The organism is Rhodococcus sp. NPDC055112, from assembly GCF_053607505.1.
In genome coordinates, this window is sequence record NZ_JBSGTR010000051.1 from 17,121 (window position 1) to 43,452 (window position 26,332).

The window sequence follows — 26,332 nt, forward strand, 5'->3', positions numbered from 1 at the left end:
GAGGTCCGGCTCGAAATTCGAGTTCGGATTCCACCGGCTCGCCAACTCGATCGGAATGCGCCTTTCCCCGGATGCGATCCGGTTGTCCGCTCGGCGAAATCTACATTTCCATGAGAAATCGTGGATCGACCCACCTGCTCGGTCAACCCAACGGCGATCGCACCGAAATCTCGTGCGCGTCACATTGGTTCGGACTGAGCATTGGCGATCGTCCGAGACGGTCTGCCACACGCCATAAGTCACACATCACGCTGATCCGGAGTGCGCATCACATGACACATCAACCAGGGCGTACACGCCGTCGATGGGTAAATGCACTGGCCGCCACGTTGGCGCTGGTCCTGGCCGGCGGTGGGATCGCGGCGTCGCAGCCGTCGTCCGACCCGGTCGGCCCCGGCGATGATCCTGTCTTCGGGCTGGCCAACGGCTGCTACGCCCTCAAGTCGGAGCAGAGCGGGAAGTTCGTCCGCCGCGCCGACGGCGGCTACCGCGCCGACGCCGACACGGTCGGCGGCGCGGAGGCGTTCCGCACGCATGCGGCGCAGCTGGGCCGGTTCATGTTCTACGGCAAGGGCGGCGACATGCTCGCCCACGACGGCAAGCGTGCGGTGGTCTCGACCCGCGACGCGCTGCCGACCACCGACTGGACGCTGACGCACACCGACGGCACCTACGCGATCACCGCGACGTCCAACGGCAGCCAGCTCACGGCCGCCAACGGGAACATGGAGCTCACCGACCCCGGAGCCAATCCCGCGGGCGGGCGTTTCGTCCTCGCCCCGGCCGAGGGCTGCGCGACGTTCCCCGACTCCGAGGTGAACGCGACCGGTAAGCCGCTGTCCGGCACCGGACCGAACGGTGAGGTGCGCGGGTTCATCGACGCGCACGTCCACCTCGACGCCAACCTGTTCATCGGCGGCAAGTTGCACTGCGGCAAGCCGTTCGATCCGCAGGGCATTTCGGTCGCGCTGGTCGACTGCCCCGACCACGGCAGCGATGGGATGCCGGCGCTGCTGGAGAACATCCTCTCGCACGGCACCCCGGTCGCCGCGCACGACACCACAGGCTGGCCGACCTTCAAGGACTGGCCCGCCCACGACTCGCTGACCCACGAGCAGACCTACTACAAGTGGATCGAGCGGGCGTGGCGCGGCGGACTACGCATGTTCACCGACCTGCTGGTGAACAACCGGGTGCTCTGCGATGTGTACCCGCTCAAGAACCGCTCCTGCAACGACATGGACACCATCCGGGCGCAGGCCAAGCAGGTGCACGAGATGCAGGACTACATCGACGCCCAGTACGGCGGACCCGGACGCGGCTGGTTCCGGATCGTCAGCTCCCCCGAGCAGGTCCGCAAGGTCGCGAGCGAGGGCAAGCTCGCGGTGACCATCGGCATCGAGACGTCGGAGCCGTTCGGGTGCGGGCTGCGGGACGGCGTGCCGCAGTGCACCGAGGCTGACGTCGATCGCGGCCTGGACGAGGTCTACGCGATGGGCGTGCGGCAGATGTTCGTCACGCACAAGTTCGACAACGCCTTCGGTGGCACCCGGTTCGACGCCGGCATCCAGGGCGTCGCGGTCAACGTGGGCAACTTCCTCGGCACCGGCAGGTTCTGGGAGGTCGAGCCGTGCAAGGGCCCGGCGCACGACCAGCCGCTGATTCCCGTCGGCGACGGTTCGGCCGAGGTGCTCTCCGCGCTGCCGACCGGCAGCTCCACGCCGGTGTACCCGTCCGGACCGGTGTGCAACACCCGCGGCCTGACAAAGCTCGGCGAGCACATGGTCCGCGGCATGATGGACCGCGGGATGATCGTCGACGTCGACCACATGAGCGTCAAGACCGCCGAGGACACCCTGCGGATCCTGGAGCAGGCCAAGTACTCCGGTGTGGTCTCGAGCCACAGCTGGACCGACCCGCTGAACTACAAGCGGATCTACGCGCTCGGCGGCTTCGTCGCCGGCTACGCCTTCGGCCTGGGCGGTCATTCGGACGACGGCGACGACCACGAGAACTTCCTCACCTCCTGGCAGCAGGCCCGAGCGGACCGCAGCGACAAGTACTACTTCGGCTACGGTTTCGGCGCCGACTCCGGCGGGATCGCCCCGCAGGCTCCGCCCCGCGGGGACGCCGCCACCAAGCCGCTGCAGTATCCGTACAAGACCTTCGACGGCGGCACGACGATGGATCGCCAGCGCACCGGCGAAAGGGTCTTCGACCTGAACAAGGACGGCGTCGCGCACTACGGACTGATTCCGGACTGGATCGCGGACATGCGGAACGCGGCCGGCAATGACGGCGACCAGATCATCGACGACATGAGCCGCGGCGCCGAGGCCTACCTGCAGATGTGGGAGCGGGTCGCCAAGTAGGCGACCCGAAACCGAGGACTGCTCGCTCGAGTGGACACGGCGATGAACTCCTCGGGTACGTGCGATGAATACCCGGTGATCCGTCCCCGTGAGGCGAGTTCCCGGCTCGCGGGGGGCGACAGGCATCGATACAGTCCGGCCATGCACGTCTTGTTCGTCTGCAACGGCAACGTGTGCCGCTCGGCCATCGCCGAGCGCCTGGCGATCGCCATTGCCGCGGAGCTGGGACCGGCTTCGGGGGGTGGGACGACCTTCAGCGCGGAGAGCGCGGGGACAAGGGCGCTGGTCGGGTTCCCGATGGAACCGGTCGCGGCCGAGGTGCTCCGCGGGCTCGGCGGAGACCCGTCGGGCTTCGTCGCCCGTCGGTTGCGGCCCGAGCAGATCGAACGGGCCGATCTCGTGCTGGCGATGTCGGAGTCCGTGCGGGACGAGGTGGTGCGACTGGTGCCGGAGGCCGCACAGCGGACCTTCACGCTGCCGGAGGCGCACCGCATCGTGTGGCTGACCGGGGCGCGGACCGTGCACGAGATGGCCGCGGGGCGCGACGATGTCCGGCCCGGTGGCGAGTCGATCAGCGATCCGGTGGGTTTGCGTAGAGAAGCGTTCGAGCGGGTGGGGGAGGAGATCGCGGAGGCACTGCTGCAGGTGATCCCCGCCCTGCACGCCGGCGTGGTGCCGGAGGTCGCGTGAGGGGCGGGGATCGCTCGTCCGATCAGGCGCCGAAGCGCTCCTCGACCTCGGCGGCGGTGAGCCCGAACTCCTCGAGGGTGTACTTGTGTGCGGGCCGCCGGTCACCCGACCGGCTCTCCTCGTGCATCGACTCCATGGCCTGCTGGGCCTGCGTGGTCAGCGGGATGTCGAAGCGGGTGTAGATCCCCTCGACCGTGCCGAGCGGGTCGGCGACGAAATCCTGGTAGTCCACGTCGATGAACTGGGCCGGATCGTGCTCGGCCCGTGCGGCGTTGAACTGCTCGAGGCCGCGTGCCCACAGCTCGAGCTGGCTGCGCCCGATCACCTCGCCGCGGAACTTGTTCGACCAGCCGTCGGTGGCCTGCTCGGCCAGGCTGCACACGGACGGGATGATCGTGCTCGGAGCTCGGTGGGTCTGCACGATGAGCGCATCGGGATACACCGCGAGCAGCTCGTCGAGCGCGAACAGGTGGCTCGGGTTCTTCAGCACCCACCGGCGGTCCTGATCCGGCAGGCCGATCAGCTGCAGATTCTTCTTGTGCCGCGCATAGGCATTGGTCCAGTCCTGCCCCTCGAGCCACTTCGAGTAGGTCGGCAGGTTGGCCAGGCACTCGTAGGACACCGACTTGAAGGTCTGGCGCAGCAGCTGCCAACACTCCTCGACCTCGCCCGCCGACATGTAGTGCACGCCCATGAACTCGGGGTGCTCGATGTGGTGCTTGCTGAACTGGGCCTCGATGCCCTGGAAAACCGGGTTCGACTCCCAGCTCTCGCGCGGCGGACGCGGCTGCGGCATCTCGGTCAGCCACATCTCCAGGCCCTGGTGTGCGGGATCGACGGTGAGCAGCCGGTGCAGCGCGGTGGTGCCGGTCCTGGGCAGTCCGGTGACGAAGATCGGCCGTTCGATCGGCACGTCGGCGTGCTCGGGGTGCTGCTTCCACGCGGCCTCGCTGAGCAGTCGCGCGACCAGGGCGCCGCGCAGGAAGACCCGAGAGATCTTGCTGCCGAACGGCGTCAGGTCCTCGTCGCTTGCGTAGGAGTCGAGCAGGACCCCGAGCGCCTCGGTGTAGTCGTCGGTGCCGAAGTCGGTCATGCCGGTCATCCGGGTGGCGGAGGCGTGCAGGTCCTCGACGGTGCCGACGGTGGTGCGTTCAGTCATGTGGTGCCTTCTCTGTGTTGTCCGGTCGTTCCGCGGGCCGCACTCCTAGTGGTGGAACTCGCCACAGTTGACGTCGAGGCACTGGCCGGTGATGGCACTGGCCATCGAGGAAGCCAGGAAGATCGCCGCGTCCGCGATCTCCTCCGTCTCCGGCAGGCGCTTGAGGTCGGTGGCCGCCGCGGTGTGCTCGTAGATCTGCTCGACGGTGATCCCGAACTTCTTCGCCTGGTGCTCGAAGTACTGCTTGAGGGTGTCCCCCCAGATGTAGCCGGGCGCGACCGAATTGATCCGAATCCCCTTGGGGCCCAGCTCGGTGGCGAGCGATTGCGACATCGCCAGGAGCGCGGACTTGGCCATCTTGTAGCTGCCGTAGCGTTCCTGCGAGTGGCGCAGCACCATCGAGTTGATGTTCACCACCGCGCCCTTGCTCTCCTCGAGGGCGGGGGTGAACAGCTGCGTCAGCCGCAGCGCGCCGAGCACGGTCAGCTCGATGCTGTCGCGGATGTGCTGGTAATCGGTGCGCGCGAGCGGCTTCATCGACGGAACCGAGAACGCGTTGTTCACCAGGACGTCCACCTTGCCGTAGGCGTCGACGCTGGCGGCGATCAGGTTCTCGGCGGAAGCCTGGTCGGTGATGTCGGTGGACACCGTGACCGCGCGCCTGCCGAGGTCGGTGACCTCCTTGGCCACCTCGTCGAGCCGGGACTGGGTGCGGGCGGCCAGCACCAGGTCGGCCCCCGCGGCGGCGCACCGCAGTGCGAGGGTGCGGCCGAGCGCGGGTCCGACACCCGAGATCACAACGACTTTGTCCTGCAAGAGATCTGTCATGGTCGTACTACCCCAGCATCCGGTTGGCGACGGCGGCCTGGCGCGCGGCGATGCGGGCGGTCCAGTCCTCCGGCGTGATCTTGTTCTGTTCGTGGAACGGCAGCTTCGACGCGACCTCGTCCAGGTTCACCACCTCGACCGTCGGCCCGTCGGCCGGGGTGAACTCCCGGGAGGTGCGCTGCCAGCGGAACTGGAGGTACCCGCGGGGATGCCCGACCGTCTCGATCCAGTTGGTGACGCCGGGATTGCGCTCGCTGACCACCATCCGGATCATCCCGTCGGGATCGACCTGGGCCTGCGCGTTGTTCAGCGAGGTCTGGTGGCCGGTGTAATCGAGCGAGATGTACCAGAGGCTGCCGAGCTGGAAACCCTGGTACGGCGCATCGGATCTCGGGACCGTGATGATCATCGCCTGGTCGTCGGTCAGCTCGTAGTGGCCGACGGACGAGTACTGGGTGGCCAGGCCGCCCGGGGTCAGCCGCGGCTCGGTCATCGTGTTCACCGGGAGCTTGAGGTAGAACCACTCGGGGAACTGCAGCCACGTCTTGACCCGGCTGACCAGGGCCTTGCCTGCCCGGGCGAAGCGCTTCTCGGTCTCCTCCTTGGTGAGCGCGTCGCCCGGCACCCCGATGCGGTCCACCCGATCGACCCGGATGGTGCCGCGCTGCTGGCTCCAGTCGCTGTAGACCTCGCGGACGACCAGCTGCGAGGAGTCCGGCGCGAGGGTGAAGTAGTTGGGCCTGCCGTCGGCCGGGCCGGGGCCGAACCGGACCTCGAACGAGCCGTCGTCCTCGATGTGGAGTTCGCGGTCGTCGAAGGCCGTGACGCTGCCCGGCACGTTCGCGTTGGTGTAGTTGCCGCTGAGCACCTGGAAGCTCAGATCGGCCGTGGTGCCGCGCTTTCCGGTGACGACGTATTCCGCGTCGCCGTTGATCCGGGCGCCGAAGTACAGGGTGTCCGGGTTGTCGAGGCCCATCTTCATGTACGGGCCGGTGCCCTGGATGAAGGTGGGGTGCGTCTTCTCGGTGGCCCAGGCGGCGTGCACGGTGGCAAGGATGCCGCCTGCGAGGTACTGGTAGCCCTCGAGCAGGTCCTGTTCGGACCGGATGTGTGGGGCGGCCTCGACCAGCTTCTCGGCCTCGGCGATGGCCTCGGCCAGGGGTTCTGTCAGCACTCCCGCTCCTCGCGTTCAAGTGGTACAAATATGTACCTAGGTGGTAGACCGGTGAGGGTCCGACAATAGAACGTGTTCTAAGGAGTGGTCAATGGTTGAAGAGCAGGACACCGTCGCCGGCCGTCGCTCGCCCCCGACCGAGCGGGTGGTGCAGGTGCTCGACTACCTGGTCGCCCGCCAGGAACAGCGCTTCGGCCTGTCCGAGCTGGCCCGCGCGCTCTCGATCAGCAAGCCGACCTGCCTGGGGATCCTCTCGGCGCTGGTATCCGGCGGCTACCTCACCCGCGATCCGGCGTCGAAGACCTACGGTCTCGGCCCCGCGCTGATCGCCGCAGGACGGGCGGCGCAGCGCGGCTTCGCGGTCGGCCCGATCGCGCGCACCCAGCTCGACCGGCTCGCCGCCGAGTTCGGGGCCGTCTGCACGGCGTCCGCGGTGGTGGGCGACCGGATCATGATCCTCGAGGTGGCGATGCCGCCCGGCATGAAGGCCGGACGAACCGCGGTCAAGGTGGGGCAGGCGTACCCGTTCGCGCCACCGGTGGGGCTCATGTACGTGCTGTGGAGCACCGACGACGACCTCGAGGCGTGGCTGCGCCGCGAACCGACGCTGCCGGTGGTACTCGACCGCGATCTGTTGCGCGACGTCGTCGAGGACTGCCGCGACGCGGGCTACCTCGTCGAGCGGCTGACCCCGATGGGGCGCAGGCTCTTCTCGCTGATGCAGGGCGTCGCCGGGCAAGACCTGCCGTCGGAGATCCGCGAGCTGCTCGGCGAGATGGTCTCGAGCCTGGGTGAGCGGGTGTACCTGGGGCGTGAGCTCGCCGCCGACGCCGAGTATCCGGTGAGCCTGATCGCCGCGCCCGCCTACGACGCCGACGGGCGTCAGTCGCTGGTCCTGACCCTGGACGTGGGCTCGTCGATCAGCGGCGCCGAGGTCGAACGTCGCGGAAAGGCCCTCGCGGCGGCGGCCGACGCGGTGACGGCGGAGGTGGGTGGGCGGTGGCCGGACCGGCGCGCAGATCCGGGTTAGGCGTCGATCGGCGGGGGGATTGACCCGACCTAGAACACGTTCTATTGTCGGCTCAGACTTCAATTTCGAACCGCCCCGGTACAAAAATGTACCGATGGCTCGGACCCCGATCCAGTCGAGGAGCCGCACATGACAACCCGACACGCCCCACCCGCCTACGAGCTGTCCCACCTGGGCGCGCTCGAGGCGGAAGCGGTGCACATCTTCCGTGAGGTGGCCGCCACCTTCGAGCGCCCCGTCCTGCTGTTCTCCGGGGGCAAGGACTCGGTGGTGATGCTGCACGTCGCCGCCAAGGCCTTCTGGCCCGCGCCGCTGCCCTTTGCGGTGATGCACGTCGACACCGGCCACAACTTCGACGAGGTGATCGAATTCCGGGACCGCGTGGTCGAGGAGTTCGGCCTCCGTCTCGTGGTCTCGCGAGTGCAGGACGACATCGACGCGGGCCGCGTCACCGAGGAGCAGGGACCGCGGGCCAGCCGCAACCGGCTGCAGACGCACGCGTTGCTGCGCGGCATCCGCGACAACGAGTTCGACGCGGTCTTCGGTGGGGCCCGCCGGGACGAGGAGAAGGCGCGCGCCAAGGAGCGGGTGTTCAGCTTCCGCGACGAGTTCGGGCAATGGGATCCGCGCGCGCAACGACCCGAGCTGTGGAACCTCTACAACGGCAAGCACCGCAAGGGCGAGCACATCCGGGTGTTCCCCCTGTCGAACTGGACCGAACTCGACATCTGGCAGTACATCCTCGAGGAGCAGATCGAGCTGCCCGCCATCTACTACGCACACCGCCGCCAGGTGGTGCCACGCGATGGAATGCTGCTGGCGCACACCAGGTTCCTGACACTGCTCCCGGGGGACGAACCATACGAGGAGCTCGTCCGGTTCCGGACCGTCGGCGATGCCACCTGCACCGGCTGCGTTGAGTCCTCGGCCGCCACCGCCGCCGCCGTCGTCACCGAGGTGGCGGCCAGCCGAATCACCGAGCGCGGGGCCACCCGCGCCGACGACCGGATCTCCGAGGCCGGGATGGAAGACCGCAAGAAGGAGGGGTACTTCTGATGTCGCAGTCCCACCACGCCCTGCAGCTGCTCCGCGTCGCCACCGCGGGCAGCGTCGACGACGGGAAGTCGACCCTGATCGGGCGGCTGCTCTACGACTCCAAATCGATCTTCGAGGATCAGCTCGAGGCGGTCGAGCGCAGCAGCCGCGAGCGCGGCGACGAGTACGCCAACCTCGCGTTGCTCACCGACGGGCTGCGCGCCGAGCGGGAACAGGGCATCACCATCGATGTCGCGCACCGGTATTTCGCCACGCCGCACCGCAAGTTCATCATCGCCGACACCCCCGGTCACGAGCAGTACACCCGCAACATGGTCACCGGGGCCTCCACCGCGGACCTCGCGCTGATCCTGGTCGACGCGCGCAAGGGCGTACTGGAGCAGACCCGCAGGCATGCCTTCCTGTCCACCCTGCTCGGGATCCCGCACCTGGTGCTGTGTGTGAACAAGATGGACCTGGTGGACTGGTCGCAGGAGCGCTTCGAGGAGATCAAGGAGGAGTTCCGGCAGTTCGCGATCAAGCTCGACGTGCACGACCTGACGTTCATCCCGGTCTCCGCGCTCAAGGGCGACAACATCGTCACCCGCACCGAGAACATGCCCTGGTACGAGGGCTCGTCGTTGCTGCACCACCTCGAGGACGTGCACATCGCCTCGGACCGCAACCTCATCGACGCGCGGTTCCCGGTGCAGTACGTGATCCGGCCGCAGCGCCAGACCGACGCCGAGTTGCACGATTTCCGCGGCTACGCGGGCACCGTCGCCAGCGGCGTGTTCAAGCCGGGCGACGAGGTCGTCGTGCTGCCCTCGGGCTTCACCTCCACGGTCGAGGCCATCTTCGGTCCCGGCGGCACCGTGATCGAGGAGGCGTTCGCGCCGTCCGCGGTGACGATCTCGCTCGCAGACAACCTGGATGTCAGCCGCGGCGACGTGCTCTGCCGGCCGAACAACCGCCCGCAGGTCGGCCAGGAGATCGACGCGATGGTCTGTTGGCTCACCGAACAGTCCTCGCTCTCCGAGAACACGCGGTACAGCCTGCTGCACACAACAAAGTCCACCAAGGCGCAGGTGGCTCGGCTCGACTACCGGCTCGACGTCAACACCCTGCACCGCGACGAGTCCGCGCAGTCGTTGTCGCTCAACGAGATCGGCCGGATCCAGCTCAAGACGCAGCAGCCGCTCCTGTTCGACCCGTACCGCCGCAGCCGGGTGACCGGCAGCTTCATCCTGGTCGACGAGTCGACCGGCAACACCGTCGCGGCAGGCATGATCCTCGGGCCGACGCTCAAGGAGTCGAAGGTCGTCTGGCACGCCGCGTCGGTCTCCCGTGCCGAGCGCGCCACCAAGGGCGCCACGGTGTGGCTGACCGGGCTGTCCGCGTCCGGAAAGTCCACGGTCGCCGTCGAACTCGAGCGACGGCTGGTGGCCTCCGGCGTGCCCGCGTACCGGCTGGACGGGGACAACCTGCGGCACGGACTCAATTCCGACCTCGGCTTCGGCGCCGCGGACCGGGCCGAGAACGTCCGGCGGGTCGGCGAGGTCGCCCAGTTGCTCGCGGATGCGGGGATGGTCGCGGTCGCCTCGCTGATCAGTCCGTATCGGGAGGACCGGGACCGGGTGCGCGCCCAGCACATCGCGGCAGGCCTGCCGTTCATCGAGGTGTTCATCGATACCCCTGTCGAGGTGTGCGAGGCCCGCGACCCGAAGGGCATGTACGCCAAGGCGAGGGCGGGCGAGATCACCGGGTTCACCGGCGTCGACGACCCGTACGAGGCGCCGACGAACGCCGAACTGGTGCTGCGACCCGAGGACGGCGATCCCGTCGCCCAGGCCGCCACGATCATGGAGTATCTGAACCTATGACGACCGATGCCGCGCTCGCAGGCGAACTGGCCACCCGTGCGGGCGAACTCCTCCTCGAGCTGAGGAACCGCGAGCTGGGCGAGACCCCGCTCGAGAAGACGCAGGCGCGTGAGCTCGGGCGCAGGGGCGACAAGGAAGCGAACACGCTGCTGCTGGGGCTGCTCGGGGAGCGGCGACCGGCCGACGCCGTGTTGTCCGAGGAGTCCGCGGATGACCTTGCCCGCCTGGACAATCCGCGGGTGTGGATCATCGATCCGTTGGACGGCTCGCGGGAGTACGGGTTGCCGGGACGGCCGGACTGGGCGGTGCACGTCGCGCTGTGGGAACGCGGCGCGGGGATCACGGCGGCCGCCGTCGCCCAGCCCGCGCTGGACGAGGTCTACGTGAGCGGATCGGTGACAAGGCCGGCGGGGCCCGCCGACCGGGCCCGCCCCCGAATTCTGGTCAGCGACAGCCGCCCTCCCGAGTTCATCGGGGCGCTCGCCGAACGGATCGGCGCCGACGTCGCGCCGATGGGCTCTGCCGGTGCCAAGGCGATGGCGGTGCTGCGCGGCGAGGCCGACGCCTACGTGCACGCAGGCGGCCAGTGGGAGTGGGATTCGGCGGCTCCCGTCGGGGTGGCGCAGGCCGCCGGTCTGCACTGCTCGCGGATCGACGGGGCACCGCTGATCTACAACGAGGCGCACCCCTACCTGCCCGACCTCGTGATCTGCAGGCCCGAGCTGGCCCGGCCGCTGCTCGACGGGATCGCCGAGCTGACCGGTGCTCCCGCCGACAGCCCGCGGGTGGCGATGGCGCGCGAGTACCTCAGCAGCCTGGTCAGTCACGACGCGAGCAAGGTGCGGCTGGCGGGGGACTGCTTCCGCGTCGAGAACGGTCAGCGGACGGGCGATTCCGGGCCGGAGATCATCGCCGAGCTGGAGCACGGTGATCAGTACAAGCCGATCACCGGCATCCGGGACCTGGAGTTCCGGGAATGGGGGCCGAACGTGGTGGCCCGCTTCCTGCTCGACATGGGCGCGGGCGAGCACGTCATCACCGTCGCGATCACCGAGCACTTCTCGGTGCCGGGCGGGGAGATCGAGTCGATCCTGGCGATCATCGAGCCGCACGCAGCGGCCGGGTGACGGCGGCGTGAAGGTCTTCACCGGAGCCGATCCGCGGATGGGGCTCGGCGACGTCGGCGCCTATGCCCGGCGGGTCGAGGCCGCGGGCTACGACGGCATGCACGTCTCGGAGACGGTGCACGATCCGTTCCTGCTCGCGCTGATCGCGTTGCAGAGCACCTCCCGGATCGTGGTGCGGACGTCGGTTGCGCTGGCCTTCGTCCGCAGCCCGCTGCTCACCGCCTACACGGCATGGGACCTGGCGAGGATGTCCCGCGGCCGGTTCCACCTCGGCCTCGGCAGCCAGATCAGGCAGAACATCGAGCAGCGGTACGCGATGCCGTGGTCCGAGCCTGCGGCGCGGATGGCGGAGTACGTCCACGTGGTCCGTGCTGCGTTCGAGACGTTCCGGACCGGGCAGCTGACGCCCTTCGAGGGCGAGCACTACGGCTTCACCAGGATGCAGCCGTACTTCAACCCGCACGACGCGACCGACGCGGGGACGCCGAGCCCGCCGATCTACCTGGGCGGGGTCGGCCGCCGGATGTGCACCGTGGCGGGGGAGGTGGCGGACGGGCTGATCACGCACCCCACCGGCTCGAGCCCGTGGTTCCTGCAGCAGGACGTTCGCCCGGCGCTGGCGGCAGGCGCGACGGCCGCGGGCCGGAGCCCGGCCGACTGCGAGCTCGTCGCGGGATTCCAGGTGATCACCGGCGAGACGGAGGCCGACCTCGACGCCGAGCGAGAGCGGCACCGGCGCCAGTTCGCCTTCCTGTACTCGACCCCGGAGTACCGCCGCGAGCTCGAACGCTGCGGCCTCGGCGATCTGCGCGAACCGCTGGCCCGGATGGTCCGGGCGAACGACTGGGATCGGCTCCGAGAACTGGTCACCGACGAGGTGCTCGACGCGATGTTGCCGTCGGCGCGCTACGGGGAGCTGCCCGAGCTGATCCACGACAGGATCGGCGGGCTCGCCGACGCGGTCACCCTGCCGCTGCCCGCGGATCCGGCGCGCGACCGCGCGATGGCCGGGGTGGTGGAGCGGCTCCGCCGCCCGTGAGCGTGTTGCACCCCCGTCGGGGTACAACACGCGCACGGGCGGCGTACACGCGTGAGAAGGTTTCCGCACACGAACACCACCAACCGAAGGGGAACCCATGAATCCGGAGTCCGTCGTCACCGAGTTCTGCGCGCTCTGGGCGCAGGCCGATACCGATGCGATCGTCGAGTATTTCGCGGAAGATGCCGTCTACCACAACATCCCGATGGAACCGGTCGTCGGGAAGGCCGCGATCAAGGACTTCATCACGGGCTTCATCGGATCGTTCGGTGGCATCGCGTTCAACGTGCACCACCAGGTGGCCAACGGCTCGATCGTGATGAACGAGCGCACCGACGTCTTCGCCATGAACGGCAAGCAGATCGATCTGCCTGTGGTCGGCGTCTTCGAGGTCGCGCCGGACGGCAAGATCGTGGCCTGGCGGGACTACTTCGACATGACGCCGCTGACAGCGCTCGGAAGCTAGCCGCCGGGGCCGCCATTGCGCTCACATTCTGTGCGCGCAGTGGCGGTTTCCGCGCCTTCGCGCCACACAGTGTGAAGAGAGTCCGCTGATCGCGGCTGAGAACTGCACCGATCCATCGATGGTTCTTTGGTGATGGTGGTGCCCCCGGCAGGATTCGAACCTGCGGCCTTTCGCTCCGGAGGCGAACGCTCTATCCCCTGAGCTACGGGGGCCCGCCGAAACTTCCGGCGTGCCATTGGGCGGGGTTAGCGTAACCCACGATCGGCCGGATCCATATTTGGACCCCCCGATTGGGTAAAGTGCCTGGTACGCACCCGGTGTCCGCTGCGAATACCGAAGGGCTCGTCGATGGCCGATCAGTATTACCCCGATGCCGAACTCGACCTGGACCTGCGCTGGTGGGCCGCCGCCAACTATCTGACGATCGCCCAGATCTACCTGCGGGACAACGCATTGCTGCGAGAGCCGCTGCGCGCCGAACACATCAAGCCGCGGCTGCTCGGACACTGGGGGACCAGTCCCGGACTGTCCGCGATCTACGCCGTGCTCAATCGGCACATCCGCCGCACCGACGCGGACTGGCTGTACGTCACCGGTCCCGGGCACGGCGGCCCGGCGCTGGTGGCGGCGACCTACCTCGAGGGCACCTACTCGCAGATCTATCCCCAGGTCAGCGCGGATGCGGCCGGCATCGAGCGGCTGTGCCTGCAGTTCTCGGCGCCGGGCGGGGTGCCGAGCCACGTGAGCGTGCAGACCCCGGGCAGCATCCACGAGGGCGGCGAACTCGGCTATGCGCTCGCGCACGCCGCCGGAGCCGCGTTCGACCGGCCCGACCTGTTGGTCGCGTGCGTGATCGGCGACGGGGAGGCGGAGACGGGCCCGATGTCCGCCTCCTGGAAGGTGCCGGCCTTCCTCAACGCGCGCCGGGACGGTGCGGTGTTGCCGATCCTGCACCTGAACGGCGCGAAGATCGCCGGGCCGACGGTCCTGGGGCGCAGCGCAGACACCGATGTCGCCGCTTACCTCTCCGGGCAGGGGTGGGCGCCCGTCTTCGTCGAGGGCGACGACCCGAGGCTCGTGTTCCGCGCGCTGTCGGCCGCGATCGATGCCGCGCACGAGTCGATCACGGCGATCCAACGGGCGGCCCGCGCCGGTACCGCTCCCGCCGACACGCCCCGGTGGCCCGCGATCGTGCTGCGCACCCCGAAGGGCTGGACCGGTCCGCACACCGTCGACGGGGTGCTGGTCGAGGGCACGCACCGGGCCCATCAGGTGCCGCTGTCGTCGGTGCGCACCAATCCGGCCCATCTCGCACAGCTCGAGCGATGGATGCGTTCCTACCGGCCGGATCAGCTCTTCGACGAGAACGGCACGCTGGCAGCCGAACTCGCGGCCCTCGCGCCGGCGGGAGACAAGCGAATGGGATCGACCCCGTACGCGAACGGCGGGCGGCTGCGCCGGGCGCTGCCGGTCCCGCCACTCGAGCGGTACGCCCTCGACGTGCCCGCGCCGGGGACGACCTTCCACGAGACCACCAGGGTGCTCGGCGAGATGCTGCGCGACATCTACGCCGAGAGCACCCGGTCCGACGGCGGAGGCGACTTCCGGCTGTTCTGCCCGGACGAGACTGCCAGCAACCGGCTCGGCGCGGTGTTCGAGACGACGGACCGCTGCTGGCAACTGCCGGTCACCGACCACGACGACGGGCTCGGCCCCGACGGCCGGGTGATGGAGGTCCTCAGCGAGCACCTGTGCCAGGGATGGCTGGAGGGATACCTGCTGGCGGGCGGGCACGGGATGTTCGCGAGCTACGAGGCGTTCGCGATGGTCAGCGTCTCGATGCTGATCCAGCACGCCAAGTGGCTCCAACACGCGCGGGAACTGTCCTGGCGGGAACCGGTCTCCTCGTTGAACGTGCTCCTCACCAGCACCTGCTGGCGCAACGATCACAACGGTTTCAGTCACCAGGGCCCCGGCATGATCGACGCGGCCATCCCGTTGTCACCCGAGGTGGTCCGGATCTGGTTGCCGCCGGATTCGAACACGCTGCTCTCGATCGCCGACCACTGCCTGCGCAGCACCGACCACGTCAACCTGATCGTCGTCGACAAGCAGCCGCACCTGCAGTACCTGAGCCTTGAACAGGCCGACCGGCACTGCGCCGCAGGCGCTTCGGTGTGGCGATGGGCGGGGACCGAGAACGACGGGGCAGGCACGCCGGACGAGCCGGACGTCGTACTGGCGGCGGCCGGGGACGTGCCGACCCAGGAGATCCTGGCCGCGGCCGAACTGCTGCGCGTCTGGGTGCCCTCCCTGCGAGTGCGGGTGGTCAACGTCGTCGACCTGATGGCGCTGATGCCCCAGGATGTGCATCCGCACGGGTTCACCGACACGAGCTTCGCCGAGTTGTTCACGGAGGACACCGACGTGGTGTTCGCCTTCCACGGGTACTCGCGCGCCGTGCACCAATTGCTGCACGGCCGACCGAACGCGGCCCGCTTCCACGTCCGTGGGTTCAACGAGCAGGGCACGACCACCACGCCGTTCGACATGGTGGTGCTCAACCGGATGAGCCGGTACGACCTGGTGCTCGAGGCGCTGCGCCGCGCCTGTCGGGTGTCCGAGCGCGGCGACGAACTCGCGCGCTACTGCCGGGGTCAGCTCGAGCGGCACCGCGAGTACGTCGTCGCGCACCTCGAGGACATGCCCGAGGTGCGCGACTGGACGTGGGGTGCGACCGCCGCCGCCGAGCCCACGACGCGTTGACCATGGGCAGGCGGGACGGTCAGTTCATCGGCAGGGGAGCCGCGCCCTTCTCCTGGAGCATCGCGGTGATCCGGTCCGCCTCGCTCTGCTGGGTGTTGACCATGGTCTGAGCCAGCATCTGGACGGTCGGAACCTCGGCATGCTGTGCGCCGTACTCCATCATCGGCAGGCCGCCCTGGTGATGACGCAGCATCAGCTGCAGGTAGAGGACGTCGGCTGCCGGTCCTCGGGCCTGCCGCAGCGCGGCCATGTCCTCGGAGCTGGCCATGCCGGGCATCGCGCCCGTCGAGGCGGGCGCTGCGGCGGCGGAGGTCATCGCCCCCATGTCGTGGCCGGATTCCCCGTGGCCGTGCCCGTCCCCGCCGTGTCCGGCCTCGTCCGAGCTCATCCAGGTCATGTAGTCGCCGGTCGGGAGCAGCGGCTGATTCCACAGCGACAGCCAGCCGGTCATCTGGCCGATCTGGTTCTGCTGGGTGGTCAGGATGTCGTACGCGAGGTCGCGGACCATCGGGTCGGTGGCATTGGCGATCGCGATCGCCGACATCTCCACTGCCTGGTTGTGGTGCACGGTCATGTCCTGCGCGAACCCGACGTCCACCGAGCCTGCGCCAGGGTCGGCGGCGCCGTCGTCGCGCAGCGGCAGGCTCGCCAGGAATCCGATGGCGAACCCGATCGCGACGGCGGCGATCAGGCCGAGCACGGCGAGGGCGGTGCGCTGGCTGCGCTTGCCGCCGTCCCGCGCCTGCTCGGGTGCCTGCTGCTCGACTGTGTCCTGTTCGGCTCCGGTCTGGTCAGTCATGTCAGCCAGCCGGCGCCGGCGCCGGCGCCTCGGGCGGGAGCTGGAGCTCCGGCGGCAGCTGCATGCCTCCGGGCAGTCCACCCGGTACTCCGCCGGTGCCCAGTTCGCCCTGGTCCTGTGTCAGGCCCTCGCCGTTCATCGGCACCGCGTCGGGGCCGGGCGCCGAGCCGTCGAAGGCAGGCGGGTTGTCCGGGTCGAATGCGCCCGGGATGGTCGAGCAGCTGGCGCCGACCTCGGGGTAGACCCCGAAGTTGTTCAGGCGCAGCGCGGCGATGAACTGGCTGATCCGCGGGTCGTTCGCGTCGTCCACCTTGAGCTGGTGTCCCCAGCTCTGCAGGGAGATGGGGGAGTCGAGGCCCGGGTACGGCGACATCAGCATGTAGGACTTGCCGTCGACCCGGTCCGCCAGCGCGTCACGCTGATCGTCGGTGACCTTGTCCGGGTTGTAGGCGATCCACACCGCGCCGTGCTCGAGCGAGTGCACCGCGTTCTCCGTGCGGATCGCGTTCGGGTACACGATGCCGGTGCAGGTGGCCCATGTCGCGTCGTGCGGGCCGCCGAACGGCGGGGTCTTGTCGTAGGCCACCCGCTGCGTCGCACTCACGTGCAGCGCCGGGGGGTACTCGTTCCGGACGACGCCGTCGATCTCGATCGAGGGATCCTTGTTCTCGGAGCTCGGCGCGAACTTGTCCGCCTCGGCCTTGTCCTGGTACTTCGGGAACAGGTTCACCGCGAGCACGGCGATCAGGGCCAGCACGGCAACCACCGCACCGATGGTCAGCCAGGGAATGTTGCGTTGCTTGGGGAGCCCGGCCTTGGGCTTGGCGCCGCCGGCACTCTTGTTGGCGGCTTTGATGGCCTTGGCTGACTTGGCGCCCGAGTTCTTGGCGCCGCGATTTTCCGAACCGCTTGGCATCGGTGAGTGCTCTTTCGGTGGTGGGACAGTCACAGGGTGGCGGTGGGTCCCGCCGGGGCACCACTCTACGTTCAGTGCCTGAGCGCAGGCCGTGAACGGCCAGACCATAGGATAGATACCTGTGACTCCTGCCGACCTTGCCGAACTGCTCCGAGGGACCGCCGCGAAGGTCCTCGCCGAGCGTGGGCTCGATGCGAGCGTCCTCCCGGCGACGCTCGCCGTCGAACGCCCGCGCAACCCCGAGCACGGGGACTACGCCAGCAACGTGGCCATGCAGGTCGGCAAGAAGGCGGGCGCCAATCCGCGCGAACTGGCGACCTGGCTGGCCGACGCCCTGACCGCCACCGACGGCATCGAGACCGTCGAGGTGGCAGGTCCGGGATTCCTCAACATCCGACTGGCCGCGGCAGCCCAGGGCGTCATCGTCGCGAACGCCATCGCCGCGGGCGAGGCCTTCGGTTCGTCCCAGGCGCTGGCAGGGAAGCGAATCAACCTCGAGTTCGTCTCGGCGAACCCGACGGGGCCGATCCACCTCGGCGGCACCAGGTGGGCCGCGGTCGGTGACGCGCTCGGACGCATCCTCGCCGCGCAGGGCGCTTCTGTCACCCGTGAGTACTACTTCAACGACCACGGCGCCCAGATCGACCGGTTCGCGCGGTCGCTGATCGCCGCGGCCAACGGCGACCCGGCGCCCGAGGACGGCTACGCGGGGGCGTACATCTCCGACATCGCCGCCGAGGTCGTCCGGCAGCGGCCGGACGCGCTCGCGCTGCCCGCCGACGAGCGTCAGGAGACGTTCCGGTCCATCGGCGTGGCGCTGATGTTCGACCACATCAAGAAGACCCTGCACGAGTTCGGCACCGACTTCGACGTGTACTTCCACGAGAACTCGCTCTTCGAGTCCGGCGCCGTCGAGACGGCTGTGGCGACCCTCAAGACGTCGGGGAACCTCTATGAGGAGGACGGCGCCTGGTGGCTCAAGAGCACCGACTTCGGTGACGACAAGGACCGCGTCGTCATCAAGAGCGATGGCAACGCGGCGTACATCGCAGGCGACATCGCCTACTTCCAGGACAAGCGTTCGCGCGGCTTCGACCTGTGCATCTACATGCTCGGGGCCGACCACCACGGCTACATCGGCCGGCTCAAGGCCGCGGCCGCCGCGTTCGGCGACGACCCGGACACCGTCGAGGTGCTGATCGGTCAGATGGTGAACCTGGTCCGCGACGGCGTCGCGGTGAAGATGAGCAAGCGGGCAGGCACCGTCATCACCCTCGACGACCTGGTCGAGGCGATCGGCGTCGACGCCGCCAGGTACGCGATGATCCGGTCCTCCGTGGATTCGAGCCTGGACATCGACCTCGAGCTGTGGACCAGCACCACCAGCGAGAACCCCGTCTACTACGTGCAGTACGCGCACGCCCGGCTCGCCTCGCTCGGCCGCAACGCGGCCGAGTTGGGCATCTCCACCGAGAACCCCAAGCTGGAACTGCTCACCCACGACAGGGAGGGCGACCTCATCCGGACCATCGGGGAGTACCCCCGGGTGGTGGCCGCGGCGGCCGAGCTGCGGGAACCGCACCGGATCGCCCGGTACATGGAGGAACTGGCAGGCACCTACCACCGGTTCTACACCGACTGCCGGGTGCTGCCGCAGGGCGACGAGCCCGCGGGCGATCTGCACACGGCCCGGCTGGCGCTGTGCGCGGCGACCCGCCAGGTCCTAGCCAACGGACTCGCCGTGCTCGGCGTCAGCGCACCGGAGCGAATGTGAGCGCGCATCCGGCGGGACCCAAGCACGCCGAGATCGCGCACGCGCCCGGACTGCCGCCGCGGCCGGAATCCGCGGCCGAGCTGACCGCGCTGCCCACCGCGGTCTGGCCCCGCAACGCCGCCCGCGGCGAGGACGGCGTGGTCCGGCTGGCCGGGGTGCCCGTCACCGAGCTGGCGGAGCAGTACGGCACGCCACTGTTCGTCATCGACGAGGACGACTTCCGGTCCCGGTGCCGCGACATGGCCCGTGCCTTCGGTCCCACCGGCAAGGTGCACTACGCCTCGAAGGCGTTCCTCTGCGGCGAGGTCGCCCGCTGGGTTGCCGAGGAGGGGCTGTCGCTGGACATCTGCTCCGGCGGCGAGCTGGCGATCGCGCTGCACGCGAACTTCCCGGCCGAGCGAATTGCCATGCACGGCAACAACAAGTCCGTGGCCGAGCTCGAGGCCGGGGTGGCCGCGGGTGTCGGGCACATCGTGCTCGACTCGACCCAGGAGATCGATCGGCTGGACCGCGTCGCGGGCGCGCACGGCGTGGTGCAGGACGTGCTGATCCGCGTCACGGTCGGCGTCGAGGCGCACACCCACGAGTTCATCGCGACCGCCCACGAGGACCAGAAGTTCGGTTTCTCGCTCTCGGACGGGTCGGCACTGGATGCCGTCCGCCGGGTGTTCGCGACCGAGAACCTGCGGCTGGTCGGGCTGCACAGCCACATCGGCTCGCAGATCTTCGAGGTCGACGGATTCGAGCTCGCCGCGCACCGCGTGATCGGTCTGCTCCGCACCATCGTCGCCGAGTTCGGGGTGGACAAGTCCTCGCAGATCTCGATCGTCGATCTCGGCGGCGGGATGGGGATCTCGTACCTCGCGACCGACGACCCGCCGCCGGTGGACGACCTGGCGGCCAAGCTCGCGCACATCGTCGCCACCGAGTCGGCGCTCGCCGGACTGCCGGTTCCGACCCTTGCCGTCGAACCGGGCCGGGCGATCGCGGGACCGGGCACCGTGACCCTGTACGAGGTCGGCACGGTCAAGGATGTTCGCCTGGGTGCCAACGCAACTCGGCGATACATCAGCGTGGACGGCGGGATGAGCGATAACATCCGCACGTCGCTGTACCAGGCCGAGTACGACTCGCGTCTGGTCTCGCGCGACAGCGTGGCCGACCCGGTGGTCGCCCGCGTGGTGGGGAAGCACTGCGAGAGTGGCGACATCGTCATCCGGGACGCCTGGATGCCGGAGGACGTCAACGCGGGAGATCTGCTCGCGGTCGCCGCCACTGGCGCATACTGCTATTCGATGTCCAGCCGCTACAACCTGCTCACGCGGCCTGCCGTGGTTGCGGTGCGTGACGGTCAGTCCCGACTGATCTTGCGCAGGGAAACAGTGGAAGATCTGCTCAGCTTGGAGGTACAGCAACATGACTGAACCGAGTGGCAATGCCGCGATCGGTGTGGCGGTCCTCGGCCTCGGCAACGTGGGCAGTGAGGTCGTGCGAATTCTGCGCGAGCACGCCCGCGAGCTCGAGGCACGGGTCGGCGCACCGGTGGTGCTGCGCGGTATCGCCGTGCGCCGGATCGAGGGTGACCGCGGGGTACCTGCCGAGTTGCTGACGACCGACGCGGACTCTCTGGTCACGCGCGCGGACGTGGACATCGTCGTCGAGGTGATCGGCGGCATCGAGGTGCCCCGCAAGCTCATCCTCGCCGCCCTCAACTCGGGCAAGTCGGTGGTCACCGCGAACAAGGCGCTGCTGGCCGACTACACCGGCGAGCTCGCCGAGGCGGCCGAGAACAAGCGGGTCGACCTGTACTTCGAGGCCGCGGTCGCGGGCGCGATCCCGGTGATCCGCCCCCTGACCCAGTCCCTCGCGGGCGACCGGGTCAACAAGGTCGCCGGAATCGTCAACGGCACCACCAACTTCATCCTCTCCGCGATGGACGAGACCGGCGCCGACTACGCCGACACGCTCGCCGAGGCGGGCCGGCTCGGTTATGCCGAGGCCGATCCGACCGCGGACGTGGAGGGCTACGACGCAGCGGCGAAGGCCGCGATCCTCGCGTCCATCGCGTTCCACACCCGTGTCACCGCTGCCGACGTGTACCGCGAGGGCATCTCGAAGATCAGCTCGGCGGACCTCGAGGCGGCCAAGTCGCTGAACTGCACGGTCAAGCTGCTCTCGATCTGCGAGCGGGTCAACGGCGCCGACGGCTCCGAGCGGATCTCCGCCCGGGTCTACCCGGCCCTTGTCCCGCTCGATCACCCGCTCGCCTCGGTGAACGGCGCGTTCAACGCGGTCGTGGTGGAGGCCGAGGCCGCGGGACGGCTCATGTTCTACGGACAGGGCGCCGGTGGTTCACCGACCGCATCGGCCGTGATGGGCGACCTGGTGATGGCGGCCAGGAACCGGGTGCACGGCGGCCGCGGCCCCCGTGAGTCGAAGTACGCGGACCTCAAGATCGCGCCGATCGGTGAGATCCCCACCCGTTACTACGTCAACATGCAGGTCGCGGACCGCGCGGGTGTGCTGTCGGCGGTGGCGGCGGAGTTCGCCAAGCACGACGTCAGCATCTCGACGGTCCGTCAGGAGGGCATCGGCAACGGCGCCGGGCTGATCGTGGTCACCCATCGGGCGACCGACGCGGCACTGTCCGAAACCGTTGCTGCCCTCGGCAAACTCGAGTTCGTGACCGCGGTCACCAGTGTTCTCCGATTGGAAGGTTCCAGTGAATAGCCCACGCCTGCACACCCCCGTTCACACCCCCTGGCCGGGGCTGATCGAGGCGTACCGCGATCGACTCGCCATCGGGCCGAACTGGAAGACGATCACGCTGCGCGAGGGCGGCACCCCGCTGCTGCCCGCTGCCCACCTGTCGGAGATCACCGGGTGCGAGGTCCACCTCAAGGTCGAGGGTCTCAACCCGACCGGGTCCTTCAAGGACCGCGGCATGACCATGGCCGTCACCGACGCGCTCGCACGGGGCCAGAAGGCCGTGCTGTGCGCCTCGACGGGCAACACCTCGGCCTCGGCCGCGGCCTATGCGGCCGTCGCGGGCATGACCTGTGCGGTGCTGGTGCCGCAGGGCAAGATCGCGATGGGCAAGCTGGCCCAGGCCGTCATGCACGGCGCGAAGATCATCCAGGTCGAGGGCAACTTCGACGACTGCCTCGAGCTGGCCCGCAAGACCACTGCGGAGTTCCCGACCATCGGTCTGGTGAACTCGGTCAACCCGGTGCGCATCGAGGGGCAGAAGACCGCGGCGTTCGAGATCTGCGATGCGCTGGGCAAGGCGCCCGACATCCACGCCCTCCCGGTCGGCAACGCGGGCAACATCACCGCCTACTGGCGTGGGTACTCGGAGTACTACGCGGACGGGATCACCTCGGTTCGTCCGCGCATGCTCGGCGTGCAGGCGGCGGGCGCGGCTCCGCTGGTGCACGGTGCCCCGGTCAAGGACCCGGAGACCATCGCCACCGCCATCCGCATCGGCTCGCCCGCGTCCTGGGACGGTGCCGTCGCGGCCAAGGAGGAGTCGAACGGCGTCTTCCGTGCCGCCACCGACGAGGAGATCCTCGAGGCCTACCGGCTCATCGCCCGCACCGAGGGCGTGTTCGTCGAGCCCGCGTCGGCGGCCTCGGTGGCCGGCCTGCTCGCCGCTCACAAGGAGGGCTGGCTGGACGCGGGGCAGACCGTGGTGTGCACCGTGACCGGTAACGGCCTCAAGGATCCCGACACGGCGCTCGCGGGAATGCCTGCTGTGCAGCCGATCCCGGTCGACCCGGTGGCGGTTGCCGCGGCGCTCGAGCTCGTCTAGTGGTCGCACCGCGCATCGGAGGGAGCACGATGACTCAGACGCTGCCCGCCGGGCTCACCGTGACCGCACGTGTGCCCGCGTCGACGGCGAACCTCGGTCCGGGCTTCGACACGCTGGGGCTGGCCCTGGCGCTGTACGACGAGATCACGGTGACGACCACCGATGCGGGGCTGACGATCCGGGTCGAGGGCGAGGGCGCCGAGGACGTGCCCTGGGGTCCGTCGCACCTGGTCGTGCGTGCGATCGAGCGGGGACTCGAGTCGATCGGCGTCTGGGCCGGTGGTCTGGACGTGGTGTGCCGCAATGCGATTCCGCATTCGCGCGGACTCGGATCGTCCGCGTCGGCTGCGGTCGGCGGGCTCGCGGTGGCGAACGGGCTGGCGAGCAAGCTCGATCCGGCGCTGGCGCTCACCCAGGAGCAGCTGGTCCAGCTGTCCTCCGAGTTCGAGGGTCATCCCGACAATGCGTCCGCGAGCGTGCTCGGTGGCGCGGTGGTGTCCTGGTCCGAAGACACCGGCGTCGAGGACTCGCCGCACACCTACGCCGCGGTGCGCCTTGACGTGCACCCCGACATCCGGGTGGTGGCGCTGGTGCCGTCGGAGCGTTCCTCGACCGCGCAGACGCGGGGCCTGCTCCCGGAACTGGTTCCGCACGCCGATGCCGCCTTCAACGTCAGCAGGGGAGCGCTGGCCGTGGTGGCCCTGACCAGTCGTCCGGACCTCCTGATGGCCGCGACCGAGGATCGGCTGCACCAGCGCCAGCGGGCGTCCGCGTTGCCGCTGACCACGCGCTGGATCGAAACCCTGCGGCAGGAAGGCATCGCGGCGACGGTATCGGGCGCGGGTCCCACCGTGCTGGCGCTGTCGACAAGGGCGTTCCCCGACGAGCTCCGCGCCAAAGCGGACGCGGACGGGCTCAGGGTGCTCGAACTCGCCGTGGCGGACGGTGTGCAGGTCGGTTGATCGGCTGACCGGACTTCGATACCGGCGGGTCGGTCCTTGCCCGCGGCCCGGTTGGAGGCTATCCTGAGGGTCGTTCGCCCATCGTGCGCATCAGACGCCGGTGTTCTACCAGGGCATTCATTCCGAGAATTGGCTCCCGTACCCCGGGACTGCCGAAGCAGGAGTAGACGCACCTGGCTCGATTCCCTCGCGTGATTTCCGCGGTGATCGACTTGGAACGTGCCTGTTCGAGAGGCCACGGGGGCGGACGAGCCGATAGTTCCATCCAGCGAACACGTCCGGCACCACCGAGTTCAGCGAGTGAGCTGAGCTTCGGGACGAACCCTCGACACGCGCCGCGCGAGCGAGGGAAGGAAAGGATCTCCGTGACCGATACGGACCTGATCGCCACACCTGCTCTCGATTCCCCGGTTGACTCCGCGGCGAGCCAGGCCGGCGGTACTGCACGAACTTCAGAAGCCACCGGCGACGCGGTGGCAGCCTCCACCAAGCGCGCCGAGGCCCGGCGCGGTGCCGGCCTGTCCGGCATGGTGCTGGCCGAGCTGCGCGGACTCGCGACCGAGCTCGGCATCAAGGGAACGTCCGGCCTGCGCAAGGGTGACCTGATCGCGGCCATCAAGGAGCGTCAGGGCGGCTCCACTGCCACCAAGACGGCGCCCAAGACGGCTCCCGTCGAGGCCGCGGCGAGCGAGGTCGCGACAGCGCCGCAGCGGGTCGCCGAGGTTGCCCCCGCCGCCGAGTCGGCCCCCGCCACCACCGAGCGTCCGGCCGCGCAGCCTGCCGAGTCCGCCGAGGGCGAGCAGGGTGGCCGCCGAAACCGGCAGCGCCGCGGGTCGTCTCGCCAGGCCGGCTCGCCCGAGCAGGGTGAGTCGTCGGCCCCCGCGGCCGAGCAGGGCGGCGACCGTCAGCCCCGTCAGGACCAGGGTGGACGCCAGGAACAGGGCGGCGAGCGCAACCGTCGCGACCGCAACCAGGGCGAGCGTGGCCAGGGTGAGCGCAACCAGGGCGAGCGTGGCCAGGGTGAGCGCAACCAGGGCGACCGCGGCCAGAGCGGCAACGGCCCGCGTGGCGAGGGTCGCAACGACAACCGTGGCGGCGAGGACGAGGACGGCCGGGGTCGGCGGGGACGCCGGTTCCGTGAGCGCCGTCGTGGACGCGACCGCGGCGAGGGCGGCGGCGCAGGCGCCGACCGCGACCTGGAGATCCGCGAAGACGACGTCCTGCAGCCGGTCGCGGGCATCCTCGACGTGCTCGACAACTACGCCTTCGTGCGGACCTCCGGTTACCTGGCGGGCCCGAACGACGTGTACGTCTCGATGAACCTGATCCGCAAGAACGGACTCCGTCGCGGCGACGCCATCACCGGTGCCGTCCGCGTCGCCCGTGAGGGTGAGGGCGGCGGCGGCGGTGGCAGCCAGCGTCAGAAGTTCAACCCGCTGGTCCGCCTGGACACCGTCAACGGCGGCGACGTCGAGGCGGCCAAGCGGCGGCCCGAGTTCGGCAAGCTGACGCCGCTGTACCCGAACCAGCGTCTGCGCCTTGAGACCACGCCGAACATCCTCACCACCCGTGTCATCGACCTGGTGATGCCGATCGGTAAGGGTCAGCGCGCCCTCATCGTCAGCCCGCCGAAGGCCGGTAAGACGAGCGTGCTGCAGGCGATCGCGAACGCCATCGCCACGAACAACCCCGAGTGCTACCTGATGGTCGTCCTGGTCGACGAGCGTCCGGAAGAGGTCACCGACATGCAGCGTTCGGTGAAGGGTGAGGTCATCGCCTCGACCTTCGACCGGCCGCCGTCAGACCACACCTCGGTCGCCGAGCTCGCCATCGAGCGGGCCAAGCGCCTGGTCGAGGAGGGCAAGGACGTCGTCGTGCTGCTCGACTCGATCACCCGACTGGGTCGCGCGTACAACAACTCGTCGCCTGCCTCGGGACGAATCCTGTCCGGTGGTGTCGACTCGACCGCGCTGTACCCGCCGAAGCGGTTCCTCGGCGCGGCCCGCAACATCGAGAACGGCGGCTCGCTCACGATCATCGCCACCGCGATGGTCGAGACCGGCTCCACCGGTGACACCGTGATCTTCGAGGAGTTCAAGGGCACCGGTAACGCCGAGCTCAAGCTCGATCGCAAGATCGCCGAGCGTCGGGTCTTCCCTGCGGTCGACGTCAACCCGTCCGGCACCCGTAAGGACGAGCTGCTGCTCAACCCGGACGAGGCCGCGGTGCTGCACAAGCTGCGCCGGGTGCTGTCCGGCCTGGACTCGCACCAGGCGATCGATCTGCTGATCGACCGGCTCAAGAAGAGCAAGAACAACCTCGAGTTCCTGATGCAGGTCTCCAAGACCGCGCCGGGAGCGATGGGCGACGACGACTAGATCCTCGTGCGACGAGGCAGGCCCCGGAAACCGCACGGTTCCCGGGGCCTGCCTCGCGTCGGCACCGGTCGGGAACAGATCGCGGCACCTGGTCGTTAGGACTTGATGCACGCGTTCTGGCAG

Annotated in this window: 20 protein-coding genes and 1 tRNA gene; 15 read left to right on the plus strand and 6 right to left on the minus strand. The window is 69.2% G+C overall.

The window, feature by feature from the left end; translation table 11 throughout:
* The first annotated feature begins 272 nt into the window (after positions 1–272).
* Together ACWFRB_RS19810 and ACWFRB_RS19815 are read left to right on the plus strand one after the other, a co-directional pair.
* Complete coding sequence (locus ACWFRB_RS19810) at positions 273–2,372, plus strand: membrane dipeptidase (protein ID WP_452642983.1); 2,100 nt, start codon at positions 273–275, stop codon at positions 2,370–2,372.
* 141 nt (positions 2,373–2,513) lie between these two features.
* On the plus strand, positions 2,514–3,062 hold the full coding sequence (locus ACWFRB_RS19815; RefSeq protein WP_452642984.1) for an arsenate reductase/protein-tyrosine-phosphatase family protein: 549 nt from the start codon (positions 2,514–2,516) through the stop codon (positions 3,060–3,062).
* 22 nt (positions 3,063–3,084) lie between these two features.
* Here ACWFRB_RS19815 and ACWFRB_RS19820 read toward each other — a convergent pair whose 3' ends face one another.
* The 3 genes from ACWFRB_RS19820 to ACWFRB_RS19830 are packed head-to-tail and all read right to left on the minus strand — an operon-like array spanning position 3,085 to position 6,223.
* Positions 3,085–4,221: a sulfotransferase family protein gene (locus tag ACWFRB_RS19820; RefSeq protein ID WP_452642985.1), complete on the minus strand. Its 1,137-nt coding sequence runs from the start codon at positions 4,219–4,221 to the stop codon at positions 3,085–3,087.
* 45 nt (positions 4,222–4,266) lie between these two features.
* On the minus strand, positions 4,267–5,049 hold the full coding sequence (locus ACWFRB_RS19825; protein WP_452642986.1) for an SDR family oxidoreductase: 783 nt from the start codon (positions 5,047–5,049) through the stop codon (positions 4,267–4,269).
* Between the two features lie 7 nt (positions 5,050–5,056).
* The gene (locus ACWFRB_RS19830) at positions 5,057–6,223 is read right to left on the minus strand and encodes a hypothetical protein (protein WP_452642987.1); all 1,167 of its coding nucleotides are present in this window, start codon (positions 6,221–6,223) and stop codon (positions 5,057–5,059) included.
* A 91-nt stretch (positions 6,224–6,314) separates the two neighbouring features.
* Here ACWFRB_RS19830 and ACWFRB_RS19835 point away from each other — a divergent pair, with 91 nt between their 5' ends.
* The 6 genes from ACWFRB_RS19835 (at position 6,315) to ACWFRB_RS19860 (ending at position 12,803) form a co-directional block, all read left to right on the plus strand.
* On the plus strand, positions 6,315–7,253 hold the full coding sequence (locus tag ACWFRB_RS19835; RefSeq protein WP_452642988.1) for an IclR family transcriptional regulator: 939 nt from the start codon (positions 6,315–6,317) through the stop codon (positions 7,251–7,253).
* A gap of 129 nt (positions 7,254–7,382) precedes the next feature.
* Positions 7,383–8,309 carry a sulfate adenylyltransferase subunit CysD gene (gene cysD / locus ACWFRB_RS19840; RefSeq protein ID WP_452642989.1) on the plus strand — a complete coding sequence of 309 codons (927 nt, stop codon included), beginning with the start codon at positions 7,383–7,385 and terminating at the stop codon, positions 8,307–8,309.
* On the plus strand, positions 8,309–10,171 hold the full coding sequence (gene cysN, locus ACWFRB_RS19845; protein WP_452642990.1) for a sulfate adenylyltransferase subunit CysN: 1,863 nt from the start codon (positions 8,309–8,311) through the stop codon (positions 10,169–10,171). Before cysD ends, cysN begins: the two co-directional genes overlap by 1 nt.
* Positions 10,168–11,298: a 3'(2'),5'-bisphosphate nucleotidase CysQ gene (locus ACWFRB_RS19850; RefSeq protein WP_452642991.1), complete on the plus strand. Its 1,131-nt coding sequence runs from the start codon at positions 10,168–10,170 to the stop codon at positions 11,296–11,298. Before cysN ends, ACWFRB_RS19850 begins: the two co-directional genes overlap by 4 nt.
* A 7-nt stretch (positions 11,299–11,305) precedes the next feature.
* A complete protein-coding gene (locus tag ACWFRB_RS19855; RefSeq protein WP_452642992.1) occupies positions 11,306–12,337 on the plus strand; it encodes a TIGR03617 family F420-dependent LLM class oxidoreductase in 1,032 nt (343 codons plus the stop codon).
* Positions 12,338–12,434: 97 nt separating this feature from the next.
* Positions 12,435–12,803, plus strand: a complete 369-nt coding sequence (locus ACWFRB_RS19860; RefSeq protein ID WP_452642993.1) for a nuclear transport factor 2 family protein — start codon at positions 12,435–12,437, stop codon at positions 12,801–12,803.
* A 136-nt stretch (positions 12,804–12,939) separates the two neighbouring features.
* Here ACWFRB_RS19860 and ACWFRB_RS19865 read toward each other — a convergent pair.
* Positions 12,940–13,015 (minus strand) — tRNA-Arg (locus ACWFRB_RS19865).
* A 136-nt stretch (positions 13,016–13,151) separates the two neighbouring features.
* On the opposite strand from ACWFRB_RS19865, the gene ACWFRB_RS19870 reads away from it, so the two are divergent.
* On the plus strand, positions 13,152–15,569 hold the full coding sequence (locus ACWFRB_RS19870) for a phosphoketolase family protein (protein WP_452642994.1): 2,418 nt from the start codon (positions 13,152–13,154) through the stop codon (positions 15,567–15,569).
* Positions 15,570–15,588: 19 nt separating this feature from the next.
* Here the strand turns inward: ACWFRB_RS19870 and ACWFRB_RS19875 are convergent, their stop codons facing one another.
* Positions 15,589–16,368: a DUF305 domain-containing protein gene (locus tag ACWFRB_RS19875; RefSeq protein ID WP_452642995.1), complete on the minus strand. Its 780-nt coding sequence runs from the start codon at positions 16,366–16,368 to the stop codon at positions 15,589–15,591.
* 1 nt (position 16,369) lies between these two features.
* Positions 16,370–17,284, minus strand: coding sequence for a DUF3105 domain-containing protein (locus tag ACWFRB_RS19880; protein ID WP_452642996.1), 915 nt, complete (start codon positions 17,282–17,284; stop codon positions 16,370–16,372).
* Positions 17,285–17,405: 121 nt separating this feature from the next.
* Between ACWFRB_RS19880 and argS the strand changes: the two genes are divergently transcribed.
* The 6 genes from argS to rho all read left to right on the plus strand — a co-directional run bounded on the left by argS (position 17,406) and on the right by rho (position 26,209).
* Positions 17,406–19,058, plus strand: a complete 1,653-nt coding sequence (argS, locus tag ACWFRB_RS19885) for an arginine--tRNA ligase (RefSeq protein ID WP_452642997.1) — start codon at positions 17,406–17,408, stop codon at positions 19,056–19,058.
* Entirely contained in the window at positions 19,055–20,482 is a 1,428-nt protein-coding gene (lysA, locus tag ACWFRB_RS19890) for a diaminopimelate decarboxylase (RefSeq protein ID WP_452642998.1), read from the plus strand. Before argS ends, lysA begins: the two co-directional genes overlap by 4 nt.
* A complete protein-coding gene (locus tag ACWFRB_RS19895) occupies positions 20,475–21,788 on the plus strand; it encodes a homoserine dehydrogenase (protein WP_452642999.1) in 1,314 nt (437 codons plus the stop codon). Before lysA ends, ACWFRB_RS19895 begins: the two co-directional genes overlap by 8 nt.
* Positions 21,781–22,869, plus strand: coding sequence for a threonine synthase (gene thrC, locus ACWFRB_RS19900; protein WP_077042250.1), 1,089 nt, complete (start codon positions 21,781–21,783; stop codon positions 22,867–22,869). Before ACWFRB_RS19895 ends, thrC begins: the two co-directional genes overlap by 8 nt.
* 29 nt (positions 22,870–22,898) lie before the next feature.
* Entirely contained in the window at positions 22,899–23,831 is a 933-nt protein-coding gene (gene thrB, locus ACWFRB_RS19905; protein WP_452643000.1) for a homoserine kinase, read from the plus strand.
* 365 nt (positions 23,832–24,196) lie between these two features.
* The gene (rho, locus tag ACWFRB_RS19910) at positions 24,197–26,209 is read left to right on the plus strand and encodes a transcription termination factor Rho (protein WP_452643001.1); all 2,013 of its coding nucleotides are present in this window, start codon (positions 24,197–24,199) and stop codon (positions 26,207–26,209) included.
* Positions 26,210–26,332: the final 123 nt, after the last annotated feature.

Excerpts from the sequence above, each read along its gene's own strand:
- ACWFRB_RS19895 (WP_452642999.1), top strand. The coding sequence starts at position 20,475 with ATGACTGAACCGAGTGGCAATGCCGCGATCGGTGTGGCGGTCCTCGGC.
- thrB (WP_452643000.1), top strand. The coding sequence starts at position 22,899 with ATGACTCAGACGCTGCCCGCCGGGCTCACCGTGACCGCACGTGTGCCC.
- ACWFRB_RS19825 (WP_452642986.1), bottom strand. The coding sequence starts at position 5,049 with ATGACAGATCTCTTGCAGGACAAAGTCGTTGTGATCTCGGGTGTCGGA.
- ACWFRB_RS19810 (WP_452642983.1), top strand. The coding sequence starts at position 273 with ATGACACATCAACCAGGGCGTACACGCCGTCGATGGGTAAATGCACTG.
- cysN (WP_452642990.1), top strand. The coding sequence starts at position 8,309 with ATGTCGCAGTCCCACCACGCCCTGCAGCTGCTCCGCGTCGCCACCGCG.
- ACWFRB_RS19835 (WP_452642988.1), top strand. The coding sequence starts at position 6,315 with ATGGTTGAAGAGCAGGACACCGTCGCCGGCCGTCGCTCGCCCCCGACC.
- ACWFRB_RS19860 (WP_452642993.1), top strand. The coding sequence starts at position 12,435 with ATGAATCCGGAGTCCGTCGTCACCGAGTTCTGCGCGCTCTGGGCGCAG.
- cysD (WP_452642989.1), top strand. The coding sequence starts at position 7,383 with ATGACAACCCGACACGCCCCACCCGCCTACGAGCTGTCCCACCTGGGC.
- ACWFRB_RS19850 (WP_452642991.1), top strand. The coding sequence starts at position 10,168 with ATGACGACCGATGCCGCGCTCGCAGGCGAACTGGCCACCCGTGCGGGC.
- ACWFRB_RS19880 (WP_452642996.1), bottom strand. The coding sequence starts at position 17,284 with ATGCCAAGCGGTTCGGAAAATCGCGGCGCCAAGAACTCGGGCGCCAAG.
- ACWFRB_RS19820 (WP_452642985.1), bottom strand. The coding sequence starts at position 4,221 with ATGACTGAACGCACCACCGTCGGCACCGTCGAGGACCTGCACGCCTCC.
- ACWFRB_RS19870 (WP_452642994.1), top strand. The coding sequence starts at position 13,152 with ATGGCCGATCAGTATTACCCCGATGCCGAACTCGACCTGGACCTGCGC.
- ACWFRB_RS19875 (WP_452642995.1), bottom strand. The coding sequence starts at position 16,368 with ATGACTGACCAGACCGGAGCCGAACAGGACACAGTCGAGCAGCAGGCA.
- ACWFRB_RS19815 (WP_452642984.1), top strand. The coding sequence starts at position 2,514 with ATGCACGTCTTGTTCGTCTGCAACGGCAACGTGTGCCGCTCGGCCATC.